Below are 24,060 nucleotides of genomic sequence, written 5' to 3' on the forward strand. Positions count from 1 at the left end.
CGCCTATCTCGGGCGGGTCGGCGCGCAGTCCGGGCTCATGGACGTTGCCGAATATACCAACTCGCTGTTCGCCAATGCGCGCATGGCGCAGATGGGGGTGGACTTGACCTGGCTCCCGATGAACGGGGCGCATCACCGGCCGTTGATGGCGCAGGGCCGGGTCGCGGATGACAGCTGCCTGTGGAGTGTGAGCGATCTTGCCCAACGCAATGACGGGGGCATGGGGCTGACCGAGGTGGGTGCGTGCGGCGCGCTCGGTGATGGCAGCGTGACGGCCGGCCTGGGCGTTGGTGCCAGTACGGCCTGGCAGGGCCTGGCGCTGGGTGGCAGTGCGCGGATGAGCGGCGCCTACGTGATGGGCGAGGTGGACTGGCAGCCCGATGGCACGCCCTTGCTGCTATCGCTGACCGGCATGCTGGGCGGTTGGGAGGCCAATGTGGCCCGGGCCTATTCCAACGGGGCGGCTACCGACATTTCCACTGGTTCGACAGCGGTTGGCGCCGGCATGGTGCGGGCGCGGCTCGATTGGCAGGAAGCGCTGGTGTTCAGCAGTGTCAGCATCAATCCATGGGCTTCGGTGTCGGTGGGCCGGACGGATATCGGCGGCTACACCGAACAGGGTGGGGCTTTCCCTGCGCAGTTCAATGGCCAGCAGATCGTGCAAAGCGAGGTGCGGCTGGGCGTGACGGCGGTTGCCGAACTGACACCGGAGACGCGCCTCAGCGGGACGCTGGAAGTGGCGCATCGCAGCGGTACGGCGCCTGCGGCCAATGGACAGGTGGCTGGCCTGTTCGATTTCGGGTTGGGCGGCGGCGGCCTTGGGTCGACCTGGGCTCGTGCGGGTCTGGACCTCGATCACCAGCTAACCGATACAGTGCGCTTTTCTGGATCGCTGCATGCGGCGACGCAGGGGCAGGATGCCAGTGTTTCCGGTTCGCTGGGGCTGAAGGCGGTGTTCTGACATTCCCGCATCGCCCGGCCCAGGCAGAAGGCGTCGCCCTCATGGGCGGCGCCTTCTGTACTCTTGCACGTACTAGTAAACGCGGACGGAGGTCAGGTTGCGATGCAGGTACTGGTCCAGGACCGGCTGGGAGGCGATGATGCGCTCGCAATAGCTCTGGAAGAAGCGGTCGCGGCAGGCGGCGGCGGAGACGTTGCCATCGATGCGGACCGAGGAGAAGCTGTTATCAAGGCCGAGCAGGGCCAGATCCGGAATGACGCGGCCCGAACTGACGCAAAGCGCGGAGCCGGTATAGTTGGTGCCCTGATAGAAACATACGCTGCCGGGGCCGCCGGCGGGGTAGTCGGGGTTGACGCCGCCGGGCCAGCGGGTGGGCGACTTGCCGAAGGAAATGTGCCGCTTATAGGTCCAGCCGCGACCGCCATGGCCATCGACGAGGCACCACAGTTTCTGGCAGCGCAGCACCTTGATTTCCATCTTGGCGGCGATCTCGCCAGTCAGATCATAGGCGGTGCCCGGACCGTTGCGCAGGGACAGCGGGTCCGTGCTCCAGGCGTGGGTGCCCGATAGGGATGCGGCCATGGCGGGCGCCTGGCCGAGCGCGAGGATGAGCAGGAAACTGGTGAGGGCGGTCAGCAGGCGGCCGAAGTGATGCATCGCAAAATTCCTGTGCCTTGATGGTGCTTACAGTATCGCGGGAAGGGTTGGCCTCATAGGGGACAAAAAAGGGCGCAGCCGAGGCTGCGCCCTTGTGGTCTGGAGTGCGGAGCTTAGCGCACGCGGATGGAGACGACGTAGTCGTCGAAATCACCCAGGGACGAAGCGCTGGTGGTGTAGGTGCGGCAATTGCGGAAGCTGCTCTCCGAGCAGACCTGAACCTGCAGGCCATCCTGGTTGTCGATCGAGGAAATCCGGTCAGCCCAATCACCAAGGTTGCGGATGCTCTCGCCCTCTTCGAGGCAGAAGCTGGCGCCGCGGAAGCGGGTGCGATCATAGAAGCAGGCTTCGCCGAAGACCGGCTGGACGACGGGCGGGCGAATGACCGGCGGTTGCGGCTGCTGGCCGATGCCGAAGCTGAAGGTCGGGCCGCCAGGGCCGGTCGAGAAGCCGAAGGACAGGCCGGGCTGCGCCGGATTGACGGGCGAACCGCCGCCGGCACTGAGATAGCTGGCAGAAATCCAGCCGTCAGGGCCCGGCTTGGCAATATAGCACCAGGAGCCCTGGCACTGCTGCACATCAACGGCGGTGCCGCGACGCGCGACGTCGACGACGGCATAGTTGGTGCCCGGGCCGGAGCGCACATTGACATTGCCGGTGACGGTGCCCGGCGCCGCATAGGCGGCCGGCAGAAAGACCACGACGGCGGTGGCCGCGACGGCGACACCGGTGGCGATGTTCAACAACATCCTGCGGGTATGGCGGTTCATTTTCAGACGCTCCTCTGTGCTGGACCGGCCAGTCCCGGGTGGGACGACGCTTGGTGACCGAATCCAGCCTTGTTTGTTAACGAAACGGGGAGTCGGATAAAAGAGTTCCGGCTCCCGGGAAATTGATCTGGCGAGGTTAATAGACGTCGATGGACGATGCTTTGCGATCGAGCTCGCTCGGCAGGCGCGACGTGTCGCGGCGCAAGGTTACGCAGTTGCCGCGATAGTTGGAGTCCGAGCAGAGATCGACGCGGACGCCGCCGAACACTTCGACCGAACGGATTGCATTGTTCCAGTTGCGAAGGCGGGCGAAGGATTCGCCTTCGTCGACGCAGAAGCTCGAGCCGCGGAAATTGCGCTCACTGTAGAAGCAGGCACCGGGAACGTCATCGAAGACCGGCGGAGGGGCAGGCCGTGGCGGCTGCGGGAGGGGCTGCGGCCAGGGCCAGCCGGGATTGGGCTGCGGCTGGGGTTGCGGTTGTGGCTGGGGCGCCTGGGCAACATATTGCTGCTCGACCCAGATTGTCTGCGTCCCATAATAGACCATGCAGAAATTGCTCTCGCAGTGATCGAGCGTGACGGGCGTATTCGCGCGAACCGTGCCGGCATAGCCGAATTCGAGACCCGGGCCTTTATAGGCGTCGATGTTCGCGGTGATCGTCACCGTTTGCTGCGCCATGGCGACAGCTGTGCCGGCGAGCACCAAGAGGGCGGAAAAAAGACCAATGCGAACCGGTTTCACGGACAGGACTCCGAAACTAAGCGGGCCAAATTCGACCTTACGTGCTTTGACCACACGCTAGCTGAACGCTGTCTGAACGGACTTGTCAGGTGCCCGGATCGATCCGGCGCTTGGAGCCGTCTTCGGCGAGCGCGACATAGACGAAGCGGCCGTCGGTGACCTTGACGCGATCGGCGATGCGGTTGCGGCGGGCCCAGGCTTCCATGCTGATGGTGATGGAGGTAGTGCCGACGCGCTCGACGGTGGTGTAAACGCAGAGGATGTCGCCGACCTTGACCGGGGCGATGAAGGTCATGGCTTCGACGGCCACGGTGACGACGCGGCCCTGGGTGCGCTCGACGGCGGCGATGGCGCCGGCGATATCCATCTGGCTCATCACCCAGCCGCCGAAGATGTCGCCGGCCGGATTGGTATCGGCGGGCATGGCCAGGGTGCGGATGGTGAGGGCGCCGGTCGGCTCTGTCGTCGTAGGCTGCATGATCAAGGTCCCTTCACCGGCCAGCGGCCGACCGCTTCTTCCCAATGCTTGCGGCAGAGGGAAACATAGACCGACTTTTCGATCGACACCTGCTCGCCGTCGGTCAAGACACGCCCCTCGGTATTCTGGCGCACCACCATGGTGGCCTTGGCACCGCATTCGCAGATGGTGCGAATTTCCCGCAGCTCGTCGGCGATGGCAAGCAGTTGCGTGGAGCCGGGAAACAGCTTGCCCTGGAAATCGGTGCGCAGGCCGAAGCACATGACGGGAATCTTGAGCCGGTCGCTGACGCGGGCCAGCTGCCAGACCTGATCGGCGGTGAGGAACTGGGCTTCGTCGACGAAGACGCAATCCACTTTGCCCGCCTCGGTCTCTTCGCGGATGGCCTGAAAGAGATCATCGTCCTGGGCATAGAGCGCAGCAGGCTCGGAAATGCCGATTCGCGAGGAAATGAGGCCGATGCCATTCTCGACATAGAGCGAGGAGGTGTAGAGCAGCGGCCGCATGCCGCGCTCACGGTAGTTATAGGCGGCCTGCAGCAGCAAGGTGGACTTGCCGGCATTCATCGCCGCGTAGGAGAAATAGAGCTTGGCCATGGCCTCGTTGTGCCGGAGCCAGTGTCAGTGCGCGAGGGGAAAGACCGGCGCTCCACAAAAAAGAGGCCGCCCAACAGGGCGGCCAAGATGCCGATCTGATCGGCGGAGAGCCGGGGTTGGCGGCCGAGCTCTCCAAAAAGCCGGGCGCGACGTTGGGGACGTGGGGCGCGGCGGGGTCCGGGCCAAGTGGGGGAGGCCGGGAACACGATGACGCTAGCGGGCTTGTATGACGCGGACGTGACGCTGTTTGCCGACTGTCGTTCAGGTGCAGTTCAGCTTGGCGATGGCAGCCTGGTATCCCCAGTATGGAGTTGTTGCGATGCGGAAAGCGGTTCTTGTTGTTGGTGCGCTGGCGCTGCTGGCCCAGCCGGCGACGGCCTCGCCCGAGGGAACCTGGGAAATCGAAATGCGCGATTCCCGCTATAGCGTGGAACTGTGCGGCGACGGCTCGGCGCTGTGCGGCACGCTGATCTGGCTGGGCAATGGCGCCGACAATGCCGAGAACCTGCCTTATCTCAATACGCTGATGATCGACCATGCGCGGCAGGTGAAGCCCAACCAGTGGAAGGGGGACCTCCACATCTATGGGCAGACGGCGGGCGGCACCATTACCCAGGTGAGCGCAGACCAGATCACGCTCAAGGGCTGCGTGGCGTTCGTGATCTGCAAGACGTACCAGATGTATCGGTACCAGGATTAGGGGCGTCCAAGCCATTCGGGCGCAGCCCTCATGGCCTTCTCACCCAAGATCGCTCCACCGGAGCGATCCTGCCCTTGGGCCGGTTCGAAGCCCCCGGTAGGGAGAGGTGAGAAAGGTCAGTTCGTCGTCCGCGCCACATGCGCCTGCCGTTTCGCCCATAGGGGCGGGATGGCTTCGACGGTCACGACGGCGGCGAAGATCAGCGCGGCGCCGGCATAGCCGATGGGCGGCAGGCGGTCACCCAGTAGCAGCGCGCCGCCGATGGCGGCGAAGAGGCTCTCGGCCGAGAGGATGATCGCGGCATTGGCGGGCGGGACATATTGCTGGCCGATGGCCTGGAAGGTGAAGGCCACCGCGGTGGAGAGGATGCCGGCATAGGCAATCTCCAGCCAGCCGACACCGATGCCGTGCAGCGTGGGTGTCTCGATGACGAAGGCGAGGCCCAGCGCCACTGCGCCGGCAAACAGGAAGCTGATGGCAGAGACGAAGATGGGCAGGCCGGTGGCGCGGGCGATGTAGCCGAGCAGGATTACATGCATGGCCCAGAATACGGCGCTGATGACGATGAGACCGTCGCCGCCATTGAAGCTCTCAAGCCCGCCGCCATTGAGATAGTAGATGCCGATCAGCGCCAGCGGTACGCCGGCGAAGATGATCGGGTGCGGGCGGTTGCGGAAGATTGCAAAGCCGAGCAGGGGCACGAAGAATACGTAGAGCCCGGTGAGGAACCCGGCATTGGTGGCCGTTGTGGTGGCAAGGCCCGATTGCTGCAGCCAGGAGCCGATGAAGAACATCAGACTCATGGCGATGATCAGGGCCCAGTGGGTGGGGCTCAGTGGTGCGGGGCGGCGGCGGCGTTCCCAGAAGGCCAGGGGCAGCACCAGCAGGCCGCCCAAGAGATAGCGGACGCCGGCAAAGGTGAGCGGCCCCATGCTTTCCATGGCGGATTTTTGCGCCACGAAGGCAAAGCCCCACAGCATGGTGCAGATGAGGAGCATGAGGGCGGCGAGTGGGCGGGACATGGGGTTCGCCTTGTCTGAAAGGGTCGGGCACTTCACCTCTCCCTTTGGGGGAGAGGTCGACCCGTCTTCGGGTCGGGTGAGGGGGCCTTGCTGCGGTGTGATGGGAAGGCCCCCTCACCCGGCCTTCGGCCGACCTCTCCCCCAAAGGGAGAGGTGAAGAGGGGTCTACTTCAGTTCGGCATCCAGTGCTGCAATGAGCTGCTGGACTTCCTCGGGGCTGGTGTAGTGCACGAAGGACAGGCGGAGCACGCCGTGATCGGGCGCGATGCCGAGGGCTTCGAGCAGGCGGTAGGCGTAGAAATGGCCGCCGGCTGCCATGACGCCGTGCCGGGCCAAGCGCGCGGCGACGGCGGCGCCGGGTTCGGCGAGGCCGAGGGCGATGGTGGGCGCGCGGCTGGCGGGGTCGTCGGGACCGATGATGCGGATGGCGTTTTTCTGGCGCAAATAGTCGAGCAGGGGAGTCGCCAGGGCGACTTCCTGCGCGCGCATGGCGGCATGGGCGCGACGGAAGGGGTCGGCACCTTCGACATTGTCGCCGGCAATGGTGGCGACGGCTTCGAGATAGTCGACAATGCCCGAGCAGGCGGCAATCTGGGCGTGGTCGGGGCCAGCCGGGGTCAGGCGATAGCGGAGCTTGGTGTCGTTGAAATAGTGGCCCTGATTGGGCAAAGCCAGCGCCAGTTCGGGGCGAATGGCCATGATGCCCTGATGCGGGCCATAGACCTTGTAGGCGGAGAAGAAATAGATGTCGGCGCCGAGCTCAGCCAAATCGGGCAGGCCATGCGGAGCGTAGCTGACGCCGTCGATGGCGGTGACGGCACCGACGGATCTGGCGCGGGCGGCGATTTCGGCGATGGGGTTGATCTCGGCGGCGACATTGGAGCAATGCGGCGCTGCGATCAGTTTGACCTTGCGGTCGAGCAGGGCATCCAGCGCGGAAAGCGAGAGGCGGCCGGTTTGCGGATCGACCTGCCATTCACGGATTTCGACGCCAACCTTGGCGAGCTTGCGCCAGGCGCCGGTATTGGCCTCGTGATCCTGATTGGTGACGATGATCGCATCGCCCGGCTTGAGCCAGCCGGCAAAGGCACTGCCCAGCACGTAGGTATTGGCTGAGGAGGACGGGCCGAAATGGATCCAGTCGGCGGTGACGTTGAGGGCCTGGGCGAGGCGCTGGTAGCTGAGGTCCATCGCCGCGCCAGCGTCCCGGGAGGCCGGATAGACACCATAGGGCTGCACTTTGGTGGCGCGATAATAGTGGTCGAGCTTGGTGAGCACAGCCTGAGACGTATAAGAGCCACCGGCGTTTTCAAAGAAGGCCTGGCCCTGGAGGGACGGCTCGGCAAAGGCAGGGAATTGCGCGCGGATGCGGGCCGGATCGAGGGGCAGGGCGGTCATGATATATCCAGTCGGTGGGTCGCCGATTGGTAGAGGATGAACGGGCAAAAGCAAACCCCGGCCGTTGAGAGCCGGGGCTTGCACGACGCCAGTCGAGGGGGCAGGCGTCGCAGGGCGGGTCCACAGCCGAGAAGGAGGTCGGCAAGCAGCGGCGGACCCGAAGCGGTTAGCCGTTGGTCGGGGCTTCCGGCGCGGGAGCGGCACCCATGGGGCCATTGTGCATGCCCTGATGGCGCATGCCACCCTTGCCAAAGCCGGGCATGCCGTCGCGGTCGGGACGCTGCGGCGTCAGTTCGGCCTTCTGCTCGTCGGTGAGGCTGTCGAAGAAGGCGGTTGCGGCCGGCTGCACGGCTTCGAGGGCGGCCAGCTTGGCAGTCTCGAAGGCAATGCGGTTCTCCAGGCGCTCGGACATGTCGGGACGCATAGCGGTTTCACCGGCTGCCGGCGCTGCGGGGCGCAGGGATTCGGTGGCTGTGGCGAAGTCTGCGGCGGCGCCGAGGGCTGCCGTCTTGAAGGCGTCGAACAGGCCCTGCTGCTCGGTGGTCAGCTCGATGGCGTGGCTGAGGCGCACGAAGGCGATCTCGATGGCTTCGGCACCACGCTCGAAGCCGAGGAAATCACCGCCGCCCATGTGGCCACCCTGGCGGGGCCCCTGATTGTGGTGGCGGAAATGGCCCTGATGTTCGGCCTGGACGGGCGCGGCCGTCTCCTGGGCATAAGTGGGGGCGATAGCAGTGAGGCCGATGGTGGCTGTCATCAGGGCCACAATGGCGGTCATGGGAAGCGTCTTCATGGTAGGTCCTTTGCATGGGAACCGGGTGATCCGGTATGAGGACCCTAGCGGGCGTCACCTCTTCACGACCTTGCGGGCGGATGAAGACTTGGAGAGGTTGGTAAGGTGGAGGCCAAAATGATCGACATCGTCATCGATCCCTTGCCAAGCGATGACGCCATGCGGCGGCTTTGGCTGGCGGCATGGGGCAGTGCTGGTCCGGCGAGCTTTGAGTCGATCCTGAAACGGAGCCTGGTGCATGTCGGCGCTTATGATGGGGCACTGCTGGTCGGCTTCGTCAATGTGGCCTGGGATGGCGGCATTCACGCCTTCATCCTCGATACCTGCGTCGACCCCGTCTATGGGCGGCAGGGCATTGCGCAGCGGCTGATCGCGCGGGCAATCGAGGTTTCACGCCAGCGCGGCGCGCAGTGGCTGCATGTCGATTTCGAGCCGCACCTGGAGGAGCTTTACCGCAAGGCCGGCTTCGGGCCGACCAAAGCGGGCCTGATGCGGCTGACACGCTAGCTGGCGATATATTCCTTGAGCACCTCGGCCTCGTGCTCTGCTTCCTCGATCTTGCGCTTGACCACGTCACCGATCGACACGATGCCGGCGAGCTTGCCACTGTCGGTGACCGGCATGTGGCGGATGCGCAGGCGGGTCATGCGTTCCATGACTTCGGCAATGTCGGTGTCGCGGGTGCAGGTGATGACGCCACGCGTCATGCAACTGGCAACCGGCAGGTCGAGGGCGCTGGCCGCGTCCTTGCCGATGCGGCGGACGATGTCGCGTTCGGAGAGGATGCCGGCGATGGTACCGCCAGCGCCGATGATCACCAAGGCGCCAATATTGTGGGCATTGAGCGCTCCAACGGCCTCGCCGAGCGTGGCGGTATCAGGCAGGGTGTGGACAGCGGCGCCCTTGGTTTGCAGGATGGTATCGACAAGCATGCTGAAGTCCTCCTTGGGCACAAGTGTGGACCTGTCGCGGGCGGGCGGCAATAGGCTGATGGTCTGAAGTAGCGGCAGAGAAAAGGGCCGGCGCAAGGCCGGCCCAGAAGTGACGTTGGTCAGGGAGACTGGAGATCAGCCCTCGCGCTGGACGGGGGACCAGTGGCGGAGGGGACGCCGGCGAGGCGGGGCAGCCTCTTCCGGCAGATTGCCGCGCAAGGCAATGCGCGCGACTTCATACATGACCGCGACAACCAGTATGGTCAGGGGGACCATGAACACCGCAATCTGGGTGTCCGGCTGGGTAGCAAGGTTGGCGGCGGTTGCCGGCGTTACGCCGGCCATCAGTGCCGCCGCCGCGCCTACCGACAGCAGAGCTGTGGAGACGATGGCAACGCGCCTGAAACTTTTCCGCCTGGGGGACGTAGATTTGTGCATGGGATCGACGTCGTCCTTGTCGTCACGATGACTGCAGTAAGCCATGTGAATGCGGTTCGAGTTTGCGTCGAATTTGGTCGTGCGGGTACCATTTGAGGGCGAAACTGTGGCGGCCGGCTGCGATAGCGCCGGCAAGGAGGCGAACATGCGCATGATTTTTGCAGTGATGTTGCTGCTGCTGGGGTTGGCCGCTCCCGCCCAGGCGCAGACCAACGAGGCGCCTTGGCAGGCCAGCATTACCGAGCAGGTCGAAGCGTTTCGCGCCGGCGATGGCGAAGCGGCGCTGGCCTTTGCCGGGCAGGGATTCCGGACGCAATTCGAAGGGCAGCCGCAGGCGTTCTATGCCGCCATCGTAGCGTCGGGCTATGGGGCGATCGCCGATTCACGGTCGCACAGCTTCGGCGAATTCAATCGGGTCAGCGACACCACCGTCTTGCAGGTGGTCAATTTCGTGGGGCGGGACCAGGGGCTCTATGAGGCGCTGTATCAGCTCGTCGATGAGCCGGGCGAGGGCTGGCGAGTACAGGGCGTGGCGCTACGCAAGGAAGCCGGCCTCGGCATTTGAGCCGCAAGCCGGCTAACACCATTCGTTATTCATAGGCATGGCGACGCAAAAGCCGGGTCAGCGGCTTACGGCGAGAGAATATTGCGGCGATGGCTGCAATCGGCGTCACCAGGCCATCGACGAAGCGGTGGCTTTTCTCGATGGCTGCAGGGGCCGTATCGGCCTCTTCCCAATGCTGCCGATAGATATCCTTGAACAGATAGCTGGCCGGGATCACTTTCAGTCTCCTTTGTTGAATCGATTCAAACTGTGATGGCGGGTGCCTGTTGAATCGGTTCAAAATGATCCTCGCCGAACCTGAAGTCAAGCCCAAATTGAACCGATACAAAAAACGTGCTAGGCCGAGGGCACTTGAGCCAACAGGACTGAATATGGGCAAACGGGGCGAGGTCAGCATCAAGCTCAAGGACGTGGCCAAGGCGGCCGGCGTGTCGCAGGGCACGGCCTCCAACGTGTTCAGCCGGCCCGAACTGGTACGCGAGGAAGTACGTGAGCGGGTTCACGCGGTGGCCAAGCAGCTCGGCTATGGCGGGCCGAGCCTGACCGGGCGACTGCTGCGTGCGGGAAAGGTCAATGCGGTGGGCGTCGCTGCCATCGAACCGCTGAGCTATTTTTTTGAAGATCTGTGGGCGCGCCAGCTCATGGCGCATATCTCGGAAATCTGCGACGCCAGGGGGGCAGGGGTTGCCTTGGTGTCGGCGCGCAGCGACGAGCGGCTGGACTGGAATATCCAGTCTGCGCTGGTGGACGGGTTCATCCTGCTTTGCGTGGAGGGAGGCGAGCGGCTGGTGGAGATCACGCAGCAGCGGCAGTTGCCCTATGTGGCGCTGGCCATCGGGGCCGCCGACTCGACCATTCCCGCCATCGGGGTGGACAATGTCGGCGGAGCGCGCATGGCCGCCGAGCATCTGATCGGGCTGGGGCACCGACGACTGGCCATCCTGGCGACATCGTTGAGTGACGGGCATTCCGGCAAGGTCGACGAGGCCTACGTGCGCGCCGGAATATATTCGACATCACGCGACCGGGCGCTGGGATATTGGCAGGCCATGGCGGAAGCCGGCATCGACCGCAGCAGCGTGCCGATCTTCGAAACGGCAGAGGACGAAGCCAGCACGCATGCGATGATGGCCCAAATGTTTGCCGCGGCCGAGCCGCCGACCGCCATCCTCGCCATGTCAGACAAGATAGCCATGCATGCGGTGGACTGGCTGTTCGGCCATGGTCGCACAGTGCCCGGCGACGTGTCGGTGGTGGGGTTCGACGGCGTGCCGGAAGCTGCCGTAGCCACGCCCAAGCTGACCACGATGGAGCAGCCCATGGCCGAGATTGCGCGCCGCGCGGTGGAGGCAGCGCTGGGCGGCGCGCAGGTGGAGGGTCGGCAGGTATTGCAGGCACGCCTGGCGGTGCGCGAAAGCACGGCCCCGCCATGCGAATGAACTATTGCCGGGCGTTCGGCGAGCCCGTATCTGTCTGCCCGGCAAAGCTGGGAGGTCGATATGGGGTTCTTGTCCGAGGCATTGGAGCGCGTGGCGCCGTCGGCGACGGTGGCAATCAGCCAGAAGGCGCGCACCATGGCGCAGGAAGGCCGAGATATCATCGCGCTTTCGGCCGGCGAGCCTGATTTCGATACGCCATTGCATGTGCGCGACGCCGCCAAAAGGGCGATGGACGCGGGCAAGACGCGCTATACCAATGTCGACGGCATTCCCGAACTCAAGGAGGCCGTTGCGGCCAAGTTCCGTCGCGACAACGGGCTCGACGTGACGGCGGCGGACTGTTTCGTCAGCTCGGGCGGCAAGCAGATCATCTTCAACGCGCTGATGGCGACGCTCAATCCCGGCGATGAAGTCGTAGTGCCGGTGCCCTATTGGGTGAGCTATCCCGAGATCGTGCGGCTCTGCGGGGCCGAGCCGGTTTTCGCGGTGGCCGACGCTTCGACCGGCTTCAAGCTCAAGCCGGAGGTGCTGGAAGCGGCGATCAGCCCCAAGACCAAGTGGCTGATCCTCAATACGCCGTCCAACCCGACCGGCGCGGCCTATACGGCCGAGGAGCTCAAGGGCCTGGCCGAGGTGCTGCTGCGGCATCCGCATGTGCATATTCTCACCGACGATATCTATGAAGTGCTGGTCTATGACGGCGGCACCTTCGCCACCATTGCCCAAGTGGAACCGAAGCTGCGGCCGCGCACGCTGACGATGAACGGCGTCTCCAAGTCCCATGCCATGACCGGCTGGCGCATCGGCTATTGCACCGGACCAAGGCCGCTGCTGGCGGCCATGCTGAAGCTGCAGAGCCAGTCGACGACCAATCCGAGCTCGATCTCGCAATGGGCGGCGGTCGAGGCGCTGAACGGGCCACAGGATTTCCTCGCCGAATGGCGGCAGGTGTTCCAGGGGCGCCGGGACCTGGTGGTCAAGGGGCTCAATGCCAATACCGGCCTCGACTGCCTGACGCCGGAGGGGGCCTTCTATGTCTTCCCATCCTGCAAGCGGCTGCTGGGCAAGACCAGCGCCGGGGGCAAGCTGCTGGCGACGGATGAGGATTTCGTCATGGCGCTGCTGGAAGAGACCGGCGTGGCGCTGGTGCATGGCACAGCCTTCGGCCTGCCGGGGCATTTCCGGCTGAGCTATGCGGCGAGCAATGCGGAACTGGAAGAGGCGGTAAGGCGGATCCAGGGGTTTTGTGCGGGGATTGGCTAAGGGGCTCTTCACCTCTCCCTTCGGGGGAGAGGTCGGCGCGTAGCGCCGGGTGAGGGGGCCTTTTCTTGACGCGGTGTTTGGGGAAGGCCCCTCACCCGACCCAAGAGGGTCGACCTCTCCCCCAGAGGGAGGTGAAGAAGAGCTACTTTCCCATCCAGCTCAGGAAACCGGTGCTGTCGCCGCCGGCGTCGGCGAACATCTGGGTCAGTTTGCTAGTCGATTCGTAGCTCGCCAGGGCGGCCTGGTAGAATTGGTCGCTCCAGCCGGCGGCCTGGCGTTCCTCGGCGCTCATCGAGGAATAGATCGAGATGATGTTCTGGCTGAAGGCGGTGGGATCGCTGGATTTGGCGGCGTTCTGGAAGCCGGCCAGCAGGGCGGCGCCGCTCTTGGCGCGCAGGGCGGTTTCGGCCTGGCGGACTTCTTCGGCGGTGAATTTGTCGCCGGTGTTGAGCGCAATGGCCGAGAGCGAGCGGCTGTCGAACTTTGACAGGTCGATATAAGTGCCGACGGTCGTCGCCTTGTTGAAGGTCGGCGCCTTGCCGGCCTTGATCGCGTCGGCATAGAGGCTGTCGAGGGTCTTGCGGGCGGTGGTGGCGACATCGGCGATGGTGGTGGGCTGAGCGGTCTGGCCGGCCTCGACCAAAGCGAGGTAGAGCGCGACCGGATCGTCCTCGCCCGCATCGGGCATGGTCTTGGGATCGGCCTGCAATTGCTTCTGCGCATCGGTGATGGCGGCGCGGCCAGCTATCCAGTCGGCGCCGGCCTTTTCCTCGGGGCCGAGGCTATCGAGATAGTCGGCGGCGGCCTTGTAGAGCCCGGTGAAATTGCCGGTGACATCGGCGAGAGCCGCGGGGCCGGCCAAGGCCGCTTCGAAGCGGCGCTGCATTTCGAGGCCGGCGGCCTCCTGCTCGCCTTCGGTGAAGCTGTCGTCGCTCGCCATGGCGAAAAGTTCGCGCGCATCGAGACTCGAAAGATCGATCGCTAGCCTGTCGCCTTCCAGCGGCGAGGTGCGGTCCGCCGCCTGCAGCAGCGCGGTCAGCTTGGCGCGGGTGTCGGCCACCACGGTGGCAAAATCCTTGGTCGCCAGCGCGGCCAGGGCTGCGTCCGACAGGGTGACCGAGGTCGCGGCCTGTTCGGTGCCGCCGGTGGTCGTGGCATCGGCGTCCGAGGTGGTGCTGGTCGTGCCGGCTGCCAGGATCGACGCTGCAGCCTGGTAGTAGGTTGTGGTGGAGTAGGCGGAGTTGATGGCAACCATCGGACGCTCCTGCGGATCGGTCACAGACCATCATGCAAGCTGCGTGCCGACAAAAAGCGCTGAAAAATCAATGGCGCAGCGCCAGTGACCTGCCGCGCCGCGGCAGAATTTGCCGAGGTTGGGAGGAAAGGGTTGCCGGAAAATAGAAAGGCCCCGCCCGAGGGGATGGGCAGGGCCCAGGGGTCATCAGCCGAAGCGTCTGACCTTGGAGGAGCGGCGCCACGATCGCCGCTGAACTGGTCGGACCCACTATCCGACGCCGCACGAAAACGCACAAACGCGCAATCGGAAGTGCTGCCATGCAGATTCGCGAACGGCCAAAAAAAGAGGCTCCAACCGAAGTTGGAGCCTAATGATAGGGCCGAAGCCAAATCGTAAGTATGGCCCTGCGCAAGGGAGGAGGATATGCGCCGAACCGGTTGGACCCAGGCCGAGGGAGGAGGATACGACCAAGATCCGGTGTCGCAAGAAGCGGGTCCGAGGGAGGAGGATACGGAGCGGCTTCACCAGCGACAAAGCCAATATAGGTTTTGACCGTTTGGTCAGCAATGCATAGGTCAACATGACTGCCATGCATTTTGCACAGCGACAATTTGTCAAGGTTAGGCGGGCGGTGGTTGGGGCCGTGGCCATTCGGCCATAGGCCTCAAGGCCTTCTCGCCTCGAATGCCGCTTCCACTCGACCGCAGGTCTCGGGCCTCCGTCACTCAAATCGCTCCACCGGAGCGATTTGCACTGCGTGACGTTCGGAGCTGGAGCGATTTCCCCCTTCGGGTCGCTCAAAAGACGGCGAGATATTTCAGCAGCGAGATGATGCCGATCACGATGACCACGATCTGCACGATCTGGCGCATACGCGCTTCGATGGGCAGGCGCTGGACCAGCCAGAGGATGAGGACGATTACCAGAAAGGTAATCAGGATACCGACAAGAACGGAAGTGCCCACGTAACTCTCCAACGCGCATTGATCGCGCGATAGGTAACGCGCCCATGGGCCGTTCGTTGCGACGCAGCCTGCCCTCTTCTCTCCGGGCCGTTCAGAAGGGCAAAAAAAAGCCCTGTCCGAAGACAGGGCTGATGACTGGGCCGAAGCCAAATCCAAAGTGGGGCAGAGAGCAAGGGAGGAGGATATGCGCTCTGCCAGTGAACCGGGACCGAGGGAGGAGGATACGATCCAGGTTCGGTGTCGCGATACGGGGTCCGAGGGAGGAGGATTCGGAGCACGCCTCAGCGACAGTCACAATATGAACTCTATCAGCCCGGTCGACAATACAATGTCTGACATGTCAGCCATGCAGTCGTTGCACAGGGCTGAAAAAGAATGTGGCCCCGCTCGAGGGGAGAGCGGAGCCACAAAGTTGCGGAAACGAGTTCCCGCAAGGAGGGAACGCAGCAGGGCGCAAGGGAGGGAGGAGAAGCACCCGCTGTGTATGGGGCCATATAGGGCGCCAGTTTCTGCCCAACAATTGGGCAGGTGACATACAAGCCATGCGCCTGATGCATGCGATTTGGAATAATCCTGAAAAATCAAAGGCGTGTGGATGAGACAGTCCATTTTGCCGCAGCACGAAAACGAATGCCGGCCGCGCTAGAGCATCGCCTCGAACCTGGCAATGGCGCCAGCGAGTTCGCCGAGATGACGGATACTGGCGTAACGGGGCTCGTCCACCGGCTCTTCGGCATGCTCGTAGGACCAGGTCAGGTCGTGCGGCACATGCACTGCAAAGCCGCCGGCCTGCAATGCCGGCAGGACATCGGACCGCAGGGAATTGCCGACCATGACGGTGTGCCCGGGGCCATCGGTATGGCGCTCGAAGATTCGAGCATAGGTCGCAGCGTTCTTGTCGGCAACGATCTCGATAGCAGCGAAGTATTCGGCGAGGCCGGAGGCCGCCAACTTGCGTTCCTGGTCGAACACATCGCCCTTGGTGACGAGGATCAAGCGATGGGTCTGCTGTAACTGATCGAGCGCCTGGTCGACATAGGGCAGGGTCTCGATCGGGTAGCTCAGCAGCTCGCGTCCGGCCGCCAGAATCTCGGCAATCACCGTGCCCGGCACGCGATGGTCGGTCACGTCGAGCGCGGTCTCCACCATGGAGAGCGCAAAGCCTTTCATGCCGAAGCCATAGAAGGAGAGGTTGCGGGTGACCGAGGCGATCAGGCGCTGGTTGAGGTCTGGCGCGTCCGTATAGTCCTTGAGCAGGTCGGCAAAGCGCTGCTCGGTGAGCCGGAAGAACTGCTCGTTCTGCCAGAGCGTGTCATCGGCATCGAGGGCTATGGTGGTGATGGGCATGAGCCGATGTCCAGCGTAGTAGAACGGGATATTTCAAGTCGACACGCTCTCCCTTGCGTGGGGTAGGTTGGTCCCGACATCCGAGCTCTCACCCCCTCCCGGCTCGATGACGGACTTAACGAAGGGCAAAGTCCGATCTCACTTCCCTCCCCGCAAGGGGAGGGTGGCCTCCGTTGGCGGGGCAGCTTCCAGCCATTCGGCCATAGGCCTCATGGCCTTCTTGGTTTGAAAGGCCCCACCGGAGCCTTTCATCTGCTGCGCAGAGCACCTGCGAAGCCTAAAATCGCTCCACTGGAGCGATTTTACCCTTGGCCGGCTAGAAGCTCCACTCGCGGGCCTTGGCGACGAGGAAGTCGCGGAAGACACCGACACGCTTGGAATTCTTCAGGGCCGGCGGATAGACGAAATAGGCCTCGTAGGCGGGCAGCTCGATCTCGGGCAGCACCTGGATCAGGTCATCTTCCTTCTCGGTGACGTAATCGGGCAGCATGGCGATGCCGATGCCGGCGCGGCAGGCCTGCATCATGCCGTAGATGGCGTTGACCTTGAGCGCGGCGCGGCGCGGGCTGGAATCGGTGCGGCCCATGCGCTCGAGGAAGTTGATGTCGCCCAGATAGGACGGCACCGGCTCGCCGAAGCTGATGACGCGATGGTTGTCGAGCTGTTCGGCGCTGGCCGGCATGCCGTGTTCGTCGACATAGGAATTGGAAGCGTAGAAGTGGTTGTGCACCGTGAACAGCTTGCGCTGGATCATTTCCGACTGATTGGGGCGGTGCAGGCGGATGGCCACGTCGGCCTCGCGCATGGCCAGATCGAGTTCGGCGTCGTTCAGGCGGATTTCGAGCTGGATCAGCGGATAGAGCTTGAGGAATTCGTCAAGCCGCGACGATAGCCAGGTCGAGCCGATACCCACGGTTGTGGTGACGATAAGCGGGCCCGTCGGAACGTCCTGGCTCTCGGACATCTGGGTTTCGACCTGCTGCAGTTCCCAATGCATGCGGTGGGCGGTGCGGAACAGCTGTTCACCCACTTCGGTGAGCACCAGGCCGCGGGCATGGCGGATGAAGAGCTTGAGGCCGAGGTCATCCTCGAGCGCGGAAATCTGGCGGGACACGGCCGACTGGCTCATACCCAGCTTTTCAGCGGCGTGGGTGAAACTGCCCGACTCGGCGGCGGTATGAAAGATCCGGAGCTTGTCCCAGTCGAGCATTTCTTTTGACGCTTTCTACTTGTCGATCAGCCGGGTTGCGGAACCTTGCCCGCCATCACGGCGGAGACATGGCAGGGTATGAAGTAAGCGACGCGTGGATTGCTCATCTCAGCAATCTACTCCGCAGCTTCGGCGAGTTCGTGTTCAGCCAGGTATCGTTCCGCTTCCAGCGCCGCCATGCAACCCATGCCTGCGGCGGTGATTGCCTGACGGTAAACATCATCGGTCACGTCGCCGGCGGCGAAGACGCCGGGAATGTTGGTTTCGGTTGTTCCGGCCTTCACCTGCAGATAGCCGCCCGGCTTCATGTCGAGCTGGCCGGCGAAAATCGAGGTCGCCGGTGCGTGGCCGATGGCGATGAAGATGCCGTCGATGGGCTGCTCGTAGACACGGTCCGTAGCGATATCGCGCAGGGTCACCGAATTGACCGAGGGCGGCATGGCCGAGCCGCCGATGTCGGCAATCTCGGTATTCCAGCGCACTTCGATCTTGGGGTTCCTGAACAGGCGATCCTGCAGGATCCGCTCGGCACGGAACTCGCTGCGGCGATGCACCAGAATCACCTTGGAGGCGAAATTGGTGAGGAACAAAGCTTCCTCGACAGCGGTATTGCCGCCACCGACGACCAGCACTTCCTTGTTGCGATAGAAGAAGCCATCGCAGGTGGCGCAGGCGGAGACGCCGAAGCCCTGGAATTTCTGCTCGTTCGGCAGGCCCAGCCACTTGGCCTGGGCGCCGGTGGCGATGATCAGGCTGTCGGCCGTGTAGATGTCGCCACTGTCGCCGGTCAGCACGAATGGACGGCGATCCAGATCGACGCTGACGATGAGATCGTTGACGATCTTCGTGCCGACATGCTCGGCCTGCGCCTTCATCTGGTCCATGAGCCATGGGCCCTGGATGACGTCGGCAAAGCCGGGATAGTTCTCGACATCGGTGGTGATGGTCAGCTGGCCGCCGGGCTGCAGACCCTGAATCATCACGGGCTCCAGCATGGCGCGCGCCGCGTAGATCGCGGCGGTGTAGCCGGCCGGACCGGAACCGATGATGATGACTTTCGCGTGCATCGCAACGCTCTCCGACAAATGCGAGTTCTCCTCGGGCGCTAGTTAAGTGCCGAAGGAGAACTCTTTCAAGGCAAACTGTTCCGTCGCAGGACAAGTCCTGTGGAACAGACCGAAATGTCACACCCAACTTGAGCAGATGCTCAAGTTTTGAGCGTCACGCATACTTTATCTTGATGATTTCATAGCTCCTGGCACCACCTGGAGCGGCAACCTCGAACGAATCGCCCACCGACTTGCCGATCATCGCGCGGGCGATGGGCGAGGAGATCGAAATGCGGCCGGCCGAGGCATCCGCCTCCGGATCGCCGACGACCTGGTAGGTTTTCTCTTCCTCGGTGTCCTCGTCGATATAGGTGACGGTAGCGCCGAACTTGACCACGCTGCCCGACAGCTTGCTGACGTCGATGACATCGGCGAGTGCCAGAATGGTCTCGAGTTCCTTGATGCGGCCTTCGTTCAGGCTCTGCTGTTCCTTGGCGGCCGAGTATTCGGCGTTTTCGGAGAGATCGCCATGGGCCCGCGCTTCCGAGATTGCCTCGACGATGCGACGGCGCTCGCTGGCAGTGCGGTGCTCATATTCGGCGGCAAGGACCTTTTGGCCTCCAACCGTCATCGGGATCTTTTCCATTTTCGTCGCCTCCAATCGGCACGGCAGTTCAATAGCGTATCCCCAGCCAAAATCCGTTCGGCGTGCGCTTCACGATTAGTTTTGAGGGGAGATGGGCCCAAATTGCCCGCCTGCCGCGTTCCGGTCAAGCGGTGTCGTCATGAAGATGGTCATGTCCACACGTGCATTCAAGATTCCGCCCCATAGCGTCGAAAGGCCCTACGCATGACCGACACCGGATCCATTGCCGCCGCCACTGCCCTTGCCACACTCCTGCTGGCCATGCCCGTGCGGGCGCAGACGGTACAGTCCAGCGCCGGTCCGTTGACTGCCACTGTCATCACCGGCGGGCTTGACCATCCATGGGGGCTAGAGTTCCTGCCGGATGGGCGGATCATCGTGACCGAGCGTAGCGGTCAGGTGCGGATCATCACCGACGGGGTGACGGGCGAACCTGTCGAAGGTGTGCCCGACGTGTTCAATGAAGGCGAAGGCGGGCTGCTCGACATCGCGTTGGCGCCCGATTTCCAAAGCAGCGGCCGGCTCTACCTCGCCTATGTCGAGCCGGCCGCAGACGCGGGCCTGCAGCGCGGACAGAGCAATGCGGTGATGGCGGCGACACTGGAGCAGGCGGGCGAGACCGGCCGCCTGGTCGACCAGGAGGTGATCTTCCGGGTTGAGAAGTTCACTACCCGGCGCAGCCATTTCGGCTCGCGCATCGAGTTTGATGCAAGCGGCAACCTCTTCGTCACCACTGGCGACCAGGGCGATATGGAGCGTGCGCAGGATTTTGCCGATACGGCCGGCGGCATCATCCGCATCGCGCCGGATGGCTCGGTGCCGGCGGACAATCCCAGACCGGAAGGCTGGGCGCCGGAGCTGTGGAGCAAGGGCCATCGCAATCCGCAGGGGTTGACGCTGCGCGCCAGCGACGGGGCGATTTTCACTGTCGAACATGGCGCGCGGGGCGGCGACGAGGTCAACATGCCGCGTGCGGGCGCCAACTATGGCTGGCCCATCATAACCTATGGCGTGGACTATTCCGGCGCGCCGATCGGGGAGGGCACGGCGAAGGACGGGCTGGAGCAGCCACTGCATTATTGGGACCCGTCCATCTCGCCATCGGGTCTCGACTTCTACGAGGCGGATCTGATCGGGGGTTGGGACGGCGACCTGCTGTCGGGCGGCCTCAGCGGGCAGGTGCTGGTGCGCCTCGATGTCGAGGGCGACGAGATCGTGGGGGAGGAGCGGCTGTTCGAGGGCCAGCTTGGACGCATCCGCGACGTGCGGGTAGGGCCGGATGGCGCGATCTATCTGCTGACCGATGAGGACAATGGACGGTTGATCCGTGTGGCGCCGGAGGGGCGTTAGGCCCTGACAGCCTGCCACGCCGCCTCGGCGAACAGGTCGGCAACGCGTGTTGCCTGATCAGGCGGCGTGGCGTGCGCGAGACGCAGGTAGGCGTAGGCAGGACCTAGCATGAGTGCGTGGGCTATAGCGAAGGGCAGGTTGCGCACGGCGCCGTCCAAGGTCATTCGCGCATATTGGGCTGCACCTAGGGCTCGCCCCTCGTCGAGTAGGCTCCGCACCGCAGCAAAGTCGGGATCGGCAGGAGCGAAACTGCGGACTTCTTCCATGAAACGGAACTGGGCGGGATGCTCGAACGCCCAGAGCATCAGTCCGCGCACCGATGCTTTGAGGGCCTGCTCTGCGGTTGCAGTCGGATCAAGAGCCGCCGCTGATAGGCTCGCCCAGCCCGAGACGGCCTCCCGCAGCAGGGCCTCTGCCAATCCGCCCTTGCCGGAAAAGAAGTGATAGATGCTGCCGGTGCTCGCGCCACTGCGGGTGCGAATATCGGCCACTGATGTGGCCGCGTAGCCCTTCTCAAGGAAGCAGGCGAGGGCGGCGTCGAGAATCTGGCGGCGGCGATCAGGGTTCATCAGAAAAGCACTAGACGAAACTAGAACGATGTTCTAGTGGTGTTTCTAGAACGTCGTTCTAGTTGGATGAGAAATGACCAATTCGGAAATTGTCCGCAGCTACGTTGCGGCCGTGCAGAACTTTGATGAAGCTGCTGCCTTTGAACTGCTGCATCCTGAGATACAGTTTCGCGAACTGCCCAACCGCATTCGGCCGAAAGGCGGTGTCGACGACCTCGCAGCCATGCGGGCTGGGTTCAAGCGCGCGGCCGAGGGCATGGTGCTGCGCGCGCAGCGCTACATCCTGGGCGAGGTGATCGAGGCGGCCGACCGCGTGGTGGTCGAAGCGCGGTGGGAAGGCGATCTTGTCGTTCCCGTCGGCAAGCTGCAGCCGGGTGACACGCTGGTCGCCCATATCTGCATGGTGTTTCGGCTGAGGGATGACCGCATTATCGAGCAGCGAAACTATGATTGCTACGAGGACTTTAGCGCCTAACACATTGGTGGCACCGGCCGCATCGCCGTGGGATGCGCCGAGGGCCGATCCGAGCAGCACTGGTGCAAAGGTGCCGGCGGCCAAGATTTTTCGTCGCATGGCTGATAGTTTTGATCGAAATGACGCAATTCTCCTTGTTTCGCCTGCGCCCGGCGTCGAAAGTGGCGCGCAAAAGGTGGGAGAGCAATCGTGGCCGATACCAGCCATATCGTCGGGGGCGGACCTAAGAAGGTTCTCTATACGCTGGCCACTATTGCCCGCATGGGCGTGGGCAAGGCGGGCAAGGCTCTGACGGCCAAGAATGCCTGCAAGGCCTGTGCCTATGGCATGGGCGGCCAACGCGGCGGCATGACCAATGAGCTCAACGAGTTTCCCTCGGTCTGCAACAAGAGCGTGCAGGCGCAATCGACCGATATCCAGCCGGCGATCCCGCACGAGGTGTTCGCCCATCCGATGGCCGATCTGCAGGAGTTGACCGGCCGCGAGATGGAGCATCTGGGACGGCTGGGCACGCCGTTGTTCAAGGCTGTGGGGGCGGACCGCTATGTGCCGGTGGACTGGGACTTTGCCATCGAATACGCGGCAAAGAAGCTGGCGGCGACCGATCCGCAGCGGAGCTTTTTCTATTCCTCGGGGCGCTCGTCCAATGAGGCCGGGTTTCTCTTCCAGTTGCTGGCGCGGGCCTATGGCACCAACAATGTCAACAACTGCTCATACTATTGCCATCAGGCGACGAGCGAGGGGCTGGCCACGACAATCGGCAAGGGCACGGCCAGTGTCGAATTGGAGGACCTCACCGGGGCCGACCTGATCTTTGTCATCGGTGCCAATCCCTCGTCTAACCATCCGCGCTTCATCCATATGCTGAAGAATTGCCGCGAGCGGGGCGGCGAGGTCATTGTCATCAATCCGGCCAAAGAGCCGGGGCTGGTGAAGTTTGCCGTGCCGAAATCGCCCAGTTCCATGCTCAAGGGCGGCAGCGAGATTGCGTCGGATTATGTGCAGCCGCGCATCGGCTCGGATATCGCCTTGATGAAGGGCATCGCCAAGGCGGTGCTGGAAATGGGCTATGAGGACCGGGCGTTCATCGCGGCGCATTCCAGCGGCTTTGCCGGTTTCGAGGCCGATCTCAAGGCGCTGAGCTGGGACGAGATCACATCGGCCTGTGGCATCTCCGTCGAAGACATCGAGCATATCGCCACCCGCTACGGGCAGGCCGAGCGGGTGGTGTTCGCCTGGGGCATGGGTATGACGCACCATATCCATGGCGTCGCCAATGTGGAGGCCATCGCCAATCTCGCCACTTTGCGCGGCATGGTGGGCAAGCGCTATGCCGGGCTGCTGCCGCTGCGCGGCCATTCCAATGTGCAGGGCATCGGCACGATCGGAGTCAAGCCGGTGCTGGCCAAGGATGTGCTGGCCAAGATGGAGGCCGAATTCGGGGTGAAATTCCCCGAGGAGAAGGGTTTCGACACCATGGCCTGCCTCAAGGCGGCTGAGGCCGGCGAGATCGACGCTGCCGTGATCATGGGCGGCAATCTCTGGGGCGCGACGCCGGACACGGCGTTTGCCAGCCGGGCGATGGAGGCCATCGGGTTCAAGCTGTTCCTCACCACCACGCTCAATATGGGCCATGTGCATGGGTTGGGCGATGGGGAGGTGCTGGTGCTGCCGGTGACGGCGCGCGACGAGGAGTGGGAGCCGACCACGCAGGAATCGATGTTCAACTATGTGCGGTTGAGCGATGGCGGCATCCGGCGGTTGGACAATGTGCGGCCCGAAAGCTGGATACTGGGCGAGCTCGGCCAGCGCCTGCTGCCCAATTCGCCGATCGAGTTCAAGGCGTTCAGCGCCCATTCCAAGGTGCGCAACGCCATCGCCGCGATCGTCCCGGGCCTCGAGGAACTAGCCGATATCGACGTGGCCAAGAAGGAATTCCACATCAAGCACCGGGTGATGCATACGCCCGAATTCGGCACGCCGGACGGCAAGGCGCATTTTGTGGTGACGCCGCTGCCCGTGCTGCAGCGCGAACGGTTGACGCTAGCGACCATGCGCAGCGAGGGGCAGTTCAACACCATCATCTATGAGGAAAAGGACAGCTATCGCGGCGGTGCCGGGCGGCATGCCGTGTTCCTCAATGGCGAGGACATGGCGGCATTCGGGGTGAGCGAGGGGCAGGCGGTGACGCTGGCCTCGGATACTGGGCGGATGACGGCGATCGCCACGCTGTTCGATCTGCCGCGCGGCAGTGCTATGGCCTATTACCCCGAAGCCAATGTGCTGGTGGGTACGGAAGTCGATCCGCGTAGCAAAACGCCAGCATTCAAGTCCGTGCCGGTGTGGATCGAGGTGTAATTACTGCCTAAATATTGGGCATATCAGTATTCCCGCCCTTGTTTACACAAAAGTTACCATAAAAGTGCAGCATCCCCACTCGGGAATGCATCGCTCCGCC

The 24,060-nt window shown here is 63.5% G+C and carries 27 protein-coding genes; 9 read left to right on the forward strand and 18 right to left on the reverse strand.

What is annotated here, in order from left to right; genetic code table 11:
• Positions 1-961: autotransporter outer membrane beta-barrel domain-containing protein (locus V6M52_RS03735; protein WP_332699590.1), on the forward strand; the 961-nt coding region annotated here is incomplete at its 5' end.
• Positions 962-1,033: 72 nt separating this feature from the next.
• On the opposite strand, the gene V6M52_RS03740 is transcribed toward V6M52_RS03735, so the two are convergent.
• The 5 genes from V6M52_RS03740 to V6M52_RS03760 all read right to left on the reverse strand — a co-directional run bounded on the left by V6M52_RS03740 (position 1,034) and on the right by V6M52_RS03760 (position 4,204).
• Entirely contained in the window at positions 1,034-1,618 is a 585-nt protein-coding gene (locus V6M52_RS03740; protein ID WP_332699595.1) for an SH3 domain-containing protein, read from the reverse strand.
• A 113-nt stretch (positions 1,619-1,731) separates the two neighbouring features.
• The gene (locus V6M52_RS03745; protein ID WP_332688790.1) at positions 1,732-2,388 is read right to left on the reverse strand and encodes an SH3 domain-containing protein; all 657 of its coding nucleotides are present in this window, start codon (positions 2,386-2,388) and stop codon (positions 1,732-1,734) included.
• A 136-nt stretch (positions 2,389-2,524) separates the two neighbouring features.
• Complete coding sequence (locus tag V6M52_RS03750; protein WP_332699598.1) at positions 2,525-3,130, reverse strand: peptidase inhibitor family I36 protein; 606 nt, start codon at positions 3,128-3,130, stop codon at positions 2,525-2,527.
• 85 nt (positions 3,131-3,215) lie between these two features.
• Complete coding sequence (locus V6M52_RS03755; protein WP_332688785.1) at positions 3,216-3,608, reverse strand: acyl-CoA thioesterase; 393 nt, start codon at positions 3,606-3,608, stop codon at positions 3,216-3,218.
• A gap of 2 nt (positions 3,609-3,610) precedes the next feature.
• On the reverse strand, positions 3,611-4,204 hold the full coding sequence (locus tag V6M52_RS03760) for a thymidine kinase (protein ID WP_332688783.1): 594 nt from the start codon (positions 4,202-4,204) through the stop codon (positions 3,611-3,613).
• Between the two features lie 319 nt (positions 4,205-4,523).
• On the opposite strand from V6M52_RS03760, the gene V6M52_RS03765 reads away from it, so the two are divergent.
• The gene (locus V6M52_RS03765) at positions 4,524-4,904 is read left to right on the forward strand and encodes a DUF2147 domain-containing protein (protein ID WP_332688781.1); all 381 of its coding nucleotides are present in this window, start codon (positions 4,524-4,526) and stop codon (positions 4,902-4,904) included.
• A 116-nt stretch (positions 4,905-5,020) separates the two neighbouring features.
• Here the strand turns inward: V6M52_RS03765 and V6M52_RS03770 are convergent, their stop codons facing one another.
• The 3 genes from V6M52_RS03770 to V6M52_RS03780 all read right to left on the reverse strand — a co-directional run bounded on the left by V6M52_RS03770 (position 5,021) and on the right by V6M52_RS03780 (position 8,117).
• The gene (locus V6M52_RS03770; protein WP_332688779.1) at positions 5,021-5,926 is read right to left on the reverse strand and encodes a DMT family transporter; all 906 of its coding nucleotides are present in this window, start codon (positions 5,924-5,926) and stop codon (positions 5,021-5,023) included.
• 165 nt (positions 5,927-6,091) lie between these two features.
• Complete coding sequence (locus V6M52_RS03775; protein ID WP_332699601.1) at positions 6,092-7,324, reverse strand: aminotransferase class V-fold PLP-dependent enzyme; 1,233 nt, start codon at positions 7,322-7,324, stop codon at positions 6,092-6,094.
• A gap of 166 nt (positions 7,325-7,490) precedes the next feature.
• Positions 7,491-8,117: a Spy/CpxP family protein refolding chaperone gene (locus V6M52_RS03780; RefSeq protein ID WP_332699604.1), complete on the reverse strand. Its 627-nt coding sequence runs from the start codon at positions 8,115-8,117 to the stop codon at positions 7,491-7,493.
• A 117-nt stretch (positions 8,118-8,234) separates the two neighbouring features.
• Between V6M52_RS03780 and V6M52_RS03785 the strand changes: the two genes are divergently transcribed.
• The gene (locus tag V6M52_RS03785; RefSeq protein ID WP_332688773.1) at positions 8,235-8,624 is read left to right on the forward strand and encodes a GNAT family N-acetyltransferase; all 390 of its coding nucleotides are present in this window, start codon (positions 8,235-8,237) and stop codon (positions 8,622-8,624) included.
• Here V6M52_RS03785 and V6M52_RS03790 read toward each other — a convergent pair.
• Both V6M52_RS03790 and V6M52_RS03795 read right to left on the reverse strand, forming a co-directional pair.
• Positions 8,621-9,049: a CBS domain-containing protein gene (locus V6M52_RS03790; protein ID WP_332688771.1), complete on the reverse strand. Its 429-nt coding sequence runs from the start codon at positions 9,047-9,049 to the stop codon at positions 8,621-8,623. The genes V6M52_RS03785 and V6M52_RS03790 overlap by 4 nt on opposite strands.
• 135 nt (positions 9,050-9,184) lie before the next feature.
• Positions 9,185-9,532: a hypothetical protein gene (locus V6M52_RS03795; RefSeq protein ID WP_332699607.1), complete on the reverse strand. Its 348-nt coding sequence runs from the start codon at positions 9,530-9,532 to the stop codon at positions 9,185-9,187.
• Between the two features lie 100 nt (positions 9,533-9,632).
• Here V6M52_RS03795 and V6M52_RS03800 point away from each other — a divergent pair, with 100 nt between their 5' ends.
• Positions 9,633-10,052, forward strand: coding sequence for a DUF4864 domain-containing protein (locus tag V6M52_RS03800; RefSeq protein WP_332699610.1), 420 nt, complete (start codon positions 9,633-9,635; stop codon positions 10,050-10,052).
• Between the two features lie 25 nt (positions 10,053-10,077).
• Here the strand turns inward: V6M52_RS03800 and V6M52_RS03805 are convergent, their stop codons facing one another.
• On the reverse strand, positions 10,078-10,269 hold the full coding sequence (locus tag V6M52_RS03805; RefSeq protein ID WP_332699613.1) for a hypothetical protein: 192 nt from the start codon (positions 10,267-10,269) through the stop codon (positions 10,078-10,080).
• A gap of 154 nt (positions 10,270-10,423) precedes the next feature.
• Here V6M52_RS03805 and V6M52_RS03810 point away from each other — a divergent pair, with 154 nt between their 5' ends.
• Positions 10,424-11,491: a LacI family DNA-binding transcriptional regulator gene (locus V6M52_RS03810; protein WP_332687824.1), complete on the forward strand. Its 1,068-nt coding sequence runs from the start codon at positions 10,424-10,426 to the stop codon at positions 11,489-11,491.
• Between the two features lie 60 nt (positions 11,492-11,551).
• Complete coding sequence (locus V6M52_RS03815) at positions 11,552-12,754, forward strand: pyridoxal phosphate-dependent aminotransferase (protein WP_332699616.1); 1,203 nt, start codon at positions 11,552-11,554, stop codon at positions 12,752-12,754.
• Between the two features lie 142 nt (positions 12,755-12,896).
• On the opposite strand, the gene V6M52_RS03820 is transcribed toward V6M52_RS03815, so the two are convergent.
• The 6 genes from V6M52_RS03820 to greA all read right to left on the reverse strand — a co-directional run bounded on the left by V6M52_RS03820 (position 12,897) and on the right by greA (position 19,208).
• Positions 12,897-14,009: a hypothetical protein gene (locus tag V6M52_RS03820; RefSeq protein WP_332699619.1), complete on the reverse strand. Its 1,113-nt coding sequence runs from the start codon at positions 14,007-14,009 to the stop codon at positions 12,897-12,899.
• 779 nt (positions 14,010-14,788) lie between these two features.
• Positions 14,789-14,956 (reverse strand): Thivi_2564 family membrane protein, encoded by a 168-nt coding sequence (locus V6M52_RS03825; RefSeq protein WP_332688185.1) that lies wholly within the window; start codon positions 14,954-14,956, stop codon positions 14,789-14,791.
• 642 nt (positions 14,957-15,598) lie between these two features.
• Positions 15,599-16,303 carry an HAD family hydrolase gene (locus V6M52_RS03830; RefSeq protein ID WP_332699622.1) on the reverse strand — a complete coding sequence of 235 codons (705 nt, stop codon included), beginning with the start codon at positions 16,301-16,303 and terminating at the stop codon, positions 15,599-15,601.
• A gap of 316 nt (positions 16,304-16,619) precedes the next feature.
• The gene (locus tag V6M52_RS03835) at positions 16,620-17,513 is read right to left on the reverse strand and encodes a LysR family transcriptional regulator (RefSeq protein WP_332688187.1); all 894 of its coding nucleotides are present in this window, start codon (positions 17,511-17,513) and stop codon (positions 16,620-16,622) included.
• 116 nt (positions 17,514-17,629) lie between these two features.
• Complete coding sequence (gene trxB, locus V6M52_RS03840; protein ID WP_332699625.1) at positions 17,630-18,580, reverse strand: thioredoxin-disulfide reductase; 951 nt, start codon at positions 18,578-18,580, stop codon at positions 17,630-17,632.
• A gap of 154 nt (positions 18,581-18,734) precedes the next feature.
• Entirely contained in the window at positions 18,735-19,208 is a 474-nt protein-coding gene (gene greA / locus V6M52_RS03845) for a transcription elongation factor GreA (RefSeq protein ID WP_332688189.1), read from the reverse strand.
• Positions 19,209-19,412: 204 nt separating this feature from the next.
• Here greA and V6M52_RS03850 point away from each other — a divergent pair, with 204 nt between their 5' ends.
• On the forward strand, positions 19,413-20,558 hold the full coding sequence (locus V6M52_RS03850; RefSeq protein ID WP_332699628.1) for a PQQ-dependent sugar dehydrogenase: 1,146 nt from the start codon (positions 19,413-19,415) through the stop codon (positions 20,556-20,558).
• On the opposite strand, the gene V6M52_RS03855 is transcribed toward V6M52_RS03850, so the two are convergent.
• The gene (locus tag V6M52_RS03855; RefSeq protein ID WP_332699631.1) at positions 20,555-21,127 is read right to left on the reverse strand and encodes a TetR/AcrR family transcriptional regulator; all 573 of its coding nucleotides are present in this window, start codon (positions 21,125-21,127) and stop codon (positions 20,555-20,557) included. The two genes, V6M52_RS03850 and V6M52_RS03855, sit on opposite strands and share 4 nt — an antisense overlap.
• A gap of 73 nt (positions 21,128-21,200) precedes the next feature.
• On the opposite strand from V6M52_RS03855, the gene V6M52_RS03860 reads away from it, so the two are divergent.
• Entirely contained in the window at positions 21,201-21,602 is a 402-nt protein-coding gene (locus V6M52_RS03860) for a nuclear transport factor 2 family protein (protein WP_332688192.1), read from the forward strand.
• Between the two features lie 189 nt (positions 21,603-21,791).
• A complete protein-coding gene (locus tag V6M52_RS03865; protein ID WP_332699634.1) occupies positions 21,792-23,960 on the forward strand; it encodes an FdhF/YdeP family oxidoreductase in 2,169 nt (722 codons plus the stop codon).
• Positions 23,961-24,060: the final 100 nt, after the last annotated feature.

Source organism: Devosia sp., from assembly GCF_036676215.1.
In the GTDB taxonomy this organism is placed as follows: domain Bacteria; phylum Pseudomonadota; class Alphaproteobacteria; order Rhizobiales; family Devosiaceae; genus Devosia.